Origin of the sequence: Microcystis sp. M53598_WE2 (assembly GCF_030067735.1) — a bacterium.
Classification (GTDB): domain Bacteria; phylum Cyanobacteriota; class Cyanobacteriia; order Cyanobacteriales; family Microcystaceae; genus Microcystis; species Microcystis aeruginosa.
In genome coordinates this window covers 1-3749 of record NZ_JASJFE010000144.1, presented here as the reverse complement: position 1 = coordinate 3749, position 3749 = coordinate 1, and the positions used below count along the sequence as shown (strand labels likewise).

General features: G+C 47.1%; 3 protein-coding genes and 1 tRNA gene. 1 reads left to right on the top strand and 3 read right to left on the bottom strand.

Translation table 11 applies throughout. The annotated features are described in order from the left end of the window. Nucleotides 1-427: 427 nt before the first annotated feature. Together PX636_RS03215 and PX636_RS03210 are read right to left on the bottom strand one after the other, a co-directional pair. Nucleotides 428-509 (bottom strand) — tRNA-Leu (locus PX636_RS03215). Between the two features lie 54 nt (nt 510-563). Beyond that, nucleotides 564-1244 (bottom strand): nucleoside phosphorylase-I family protein, encoded by a 681-nt coding sequence (locus PX636_RS03210; protein WP_012264686.1) that lies wholly within the window; start codon nt 1242-1244, stop codon nt 564-566. A gap of 123 nt (nt 1245-1367) precedes the next feature. On the opposite strand from PX636_RS03210, the gene PX636_RS03205 reads away from it, so the two are divergent. Continuing rightward, nucleotides 1368-2423 carry an ABC transporter ATP-binding protein gene (locus PX636_RS03205; RefSeq protein ID WP_012264687.1) on the top strand — a complete coding sequence of 352 codons (1056 nt, stop codon included), beginning with the start codon at nt 1368-1370 and terminating at the stop codon, nt 2421-2423. A 188-nt stretch (nt 2424-2611) separates the two neighbouring features. Here the strand turns inward: PX636_RS03205 and rimK are convergent, their stop codons facing one another. Beyond that, the gene (gene rimK, locus PX636_RS03200) at nt 2612-3517 is read right to left on the bottom strand and encodes a 30S ribosomal protein S6--L-glutamate ligase (protein WP_012264688.1); all 906 of its coding nucleotides are present in this window, start codon (nt 3515-3517) and stop codon (nt 2612-2614) included. Nucleotides 3518-3749 lie beyond the last annotated feature (232 nt).

Below are 3749 nucleotides of genomic sequence, written 5' to 3'. Positions count from 1 at the left end.
GAAAGTCCTTCGGCATCTACGTCAACACTAGCAACGGCGACATCTGGTATAACGATTCCACCGTCGCCGGTAGTTACCTAATTGCCAATGTTGGGGCTGGTGCCGCAGCTGGCATGACCAATCTCGACTTCGTTTACGGAGTGTAAGTCCTAGCTAGGCATCATAGTAAAACTATGCCATCTCCCCCGCCGTTAGCGGGGGTTTTTTGTCGGATGTGGGATTTTGCCCGGCAAGTTTTCCCCGATGGTAGTTGCTCGCTCGTCAAGGAAGAGTCGCTCTTTTTCGCCGTCAACCCGAGTCGATGGGCTGCGAGCGTTTCCTATTGCTCGGCATTCCTCCCCCACTAACCCTACGGGTGTAACGGGGGCATCCTGCCAACATTCAAGGTGACAAGGGCAATTCTTGTCGGAGGGCAGATAAAAGTTTATGCGGATGGCGAGACTCGAACTCGCAAGGCGTAAGCCACACGCCCCTCAAACGTGCGTGTCTACCAGTTCCACCACATCCGCTTGATTTTAGCCTAACCACTATAGCACAGAAAAAAAATAATCTGCAAGCAACTTTTAAAAATTACTGCCGCACAACTTTCGCACCACCTGAGTTAGTACGGATAAACCTTTTAGGGAACCTTGAATCAAATGGAAGGCCGGGATGGGACGGATTAACATTTGTCGAGCTAGGGGCAATGGTCGCAGCTGACCTTGATTATCAATTGCCGGGGCTAAATCGGGTAAATCCTGTGTCACCTCATCGCTAATCACGCGCACAATTGCCACTTTTTGCCCCCGTAAAGCCGCTAAAATCCTTGCTCCTTCCATATCGACCACCTCATAGCCCCCTTGTCCTAAACGTCGTTTTTCCTCGGATCGGCTAATCAGGCGATCGCTGGTTAAACCTTTAACGAGACTATATCCGGTTAATTGGGCGATTTCTGCGGTTATTTCCGGTTCGCACTGCCAATAATTCCCCTTTTCTGCGCCACAACCTTGATAGATTACCCCATCTCCGACTCGATAGCGATCGCTGAGACTGCCCGCTAATCCCATCAGCACAATTTTTCCCCTGAACTTATTAAGAAATTCTAGAGATAGCTTAGAGACTGGGGAACTGTCGAGGAATTCTGGAGCGCCAAGGTTAATCGGGATAATTTGCGGGGCTAAATCGCCGATGTTCCTTAATCCTCGACGGATTGAGCTATGCTCGGCCCCCCGGGGAACGAGAATAATATCTTCAGGTGTGAGCATGAAATTTTTGAGAAAGTTTCCTAATTAGCCAAATAAAATGTTATAAACAATAATAGTGAACTAATTAGGAATAATTCTTAAGTAAATGGCCCTGCCACTGACTGGGCGATTGTCTTTCTCACCATGAAAAAGTCTGTCATTCTGCGTTTATCCGAGGTTAACAAGCGTTTTCCCGCTGCTGCTACTCTAGCTGTCGATAATATCAGTTTTAGTTTAACAGAGGGCGAAATTCTCGGATTATTGGGTCCGTCGGGCTGCGGTAAAACCACTCTACTGCGGATGATTGCGGGATTTGAAAAACCATCTCAAGGAGTGATTGAATTGGGAGGGCGAATAGTTGCCGACGAAAAAACCTTTATTCCTCCGGAAAAACGCAATACGGGCATGGTTTTTCAGGATTACGCTCTTTTTCCCCATTTAACCATTGCTGACAATATCGCCTTCGGGTTAAAAAATTCTGGGGAGAAATTATCGACCAAAGCTATTAACGCTAGGGTGGCGGAAACTTTGGATTTAGTCGGACTGCAAGGACTAGAAAAACGTTATCCCCATCAGCTATCGGGAGGACAACAGCAAAGAGTCGCCCTCGCCCGCGCTTTAGCCCCAAAACCCTCTTTAATCCTCTTAGATGAACCTTTAAGTAATCTCGATGTGCAGGTCCGGCAACGGTTACGGCACGAGATCCGTCATATCCTGAAAGCGACTGGTATCTCGGCCATTTTTGTCACCCACGACCGGGAGGAAGCAATGGTGATCAGTGACACAATTGCCGTCATTTGTCAAGGAAAATTAGAACAAATTAACAATCCCGAAGAAATTTATAGTCATCCGGCCTCGCGATTCGTGGCTGAGTTTGTCACCCAAGCTAACTTTCTCCCCGCTAGACGGAAGGGGGAACAATGGCAAACCGAGATAGGAGTCTGGGAAATTCCCGATGGTCAAGATTTGGACAAAGGGGAATTGATGCTGAGAGAGGAAGATGTCAAAATTAAGCCGGATGAGACGGGAGAGCTAGTTATTTGCGATCGCCAATTTTTGGGGCGGGAATACCGTTATTGTCTGCTAACGGCCACCGGCAGCCAAATCCACGCTAGAACAACGATTAACACCCAATTAGACATCGGTACAAAGGTAAAACTATCAATTATTCCCGATAGCGTCCGTGTATTTGCCGACTGATAAATCACATCTGACTTGAAAGTGGGTGTAGGGTGTGGGGTGTAGGGTGTGGGGTGTGGGGAAGTGGGGAAGTGGGGTGTGGGGAGCTTTTTCAGTAAAAAGGCAGCTCCGAGCTTATCGCTTAATACTATTGACTGATAACTTACCCACTGATAACTGGTAACTGATAACTGATGCAAGGCTGACGGCTAATATTGATATCGATCGCGATTTAGGACTAGGGTGGCATTTTTAGCGACAAAATCAATAATTTTTTTGGCCACATCCACACCAGTGGCCGCTTCTATTCCCTCCAAACCGGGAGAAGAATTGACCTCGATAACCACAGGCCCGTGATTGGACCGCAATAAGTCCACACCCGCAACCCGTAAACCCATGGCTTTAGTGGCCCGTATAGCCGTACTGCGTTCCTCCGGGGTTAATTTTACCTTTTCTGCCTTACCACCGCGGTGAAGATTAGAACGAAAATCCCCTTCGGCCCCCTGTCGCTTCATCGAGGCCACCACTTTTCCATCGATGACAAAACAGCGCAGATCTGCCCCACTGGCCTCTTTAATATACTCTTGTACTAGAATATTAGCCTCTAATTGCCGAAAAGCTTCAATAACTGACTTGGCTGCTTGATCGGTTTCCGCTAAGACTACCCCAATACCTTGGGTTCCTTCTAATAATTTAATCACTAGAGGGGTGCCGCCGACGGTTTCGATTAAACCATCGATATCTTGAGTTGCGTGAGCAATTCCCGTCACCGGTAAACCTATCCCTTCCCGAGCGAGGATTTGCAGACAACGCAATTTATCCCGCGACCGAGAAATTGCTTGCGAGTCGTTGGCAGTAAAAACATTCATCACCTCGAATTGTCGGACGACTGCGGTTCCATAGAAGGTTTTTGAGGCGGCAATGCGGGGAATAATCGCGTCAAAACTCTCCAAGGGTTTACCGTTATAAACAACCGTGGGTTTATGGGAGGTGATGTTCATGTAACAGCGCAAATAATTGATCACTCGTACCTCATGACCTTGGGCTTCTCCCGCTTCTTTCAGTCGCTTGGTCGAATAAAGAGAAGCATCTTGGGATAAAATAGCGATTTTCATAAATTTTCGCTTAAATATTGCTTTTAAAACTGAATAGCTCCTTATTCCCCCATATTGGCTTGTTTGGCCGGCAACTCATAAAATTTCTGCTCTCGATCGAAGTCCATCGATTATTATGGCGCTGACAGTTCCCCTTGAACAGTTGGGTTAAGTAGGGTTTGCTGAATAAATCTAAAAACCTTGTTGGGTAAGACTTTTAGACTTTTTGTCAATCAAAAAGTACCCGGCATGG

Excerpts from the sequence above, each read along its gene's own strand:
- PX636_RS03210 (WP_012264686.1), bottom strand. The coding sequence starts at position 1,244 with ATGCTCACACCTGAAGATATTATTCTCGTTCCCCGGGGGGCCGAGCAT.
- PX636_RS03205 (WP_012264687.1), top strand. The coding sequence starts at position 1,368 with ATGAAAAAGTCTGTCATTCTGCGTTTATCCGAGGTTAACAAGCGTTTT.
- rimK (WP_012264688.1), bottom strand. The coding sequence starts at position 3,517 with ATGAAAATCGCTATTTTATCCCAAGATGCTTCTCTTTATTCGACCAAG.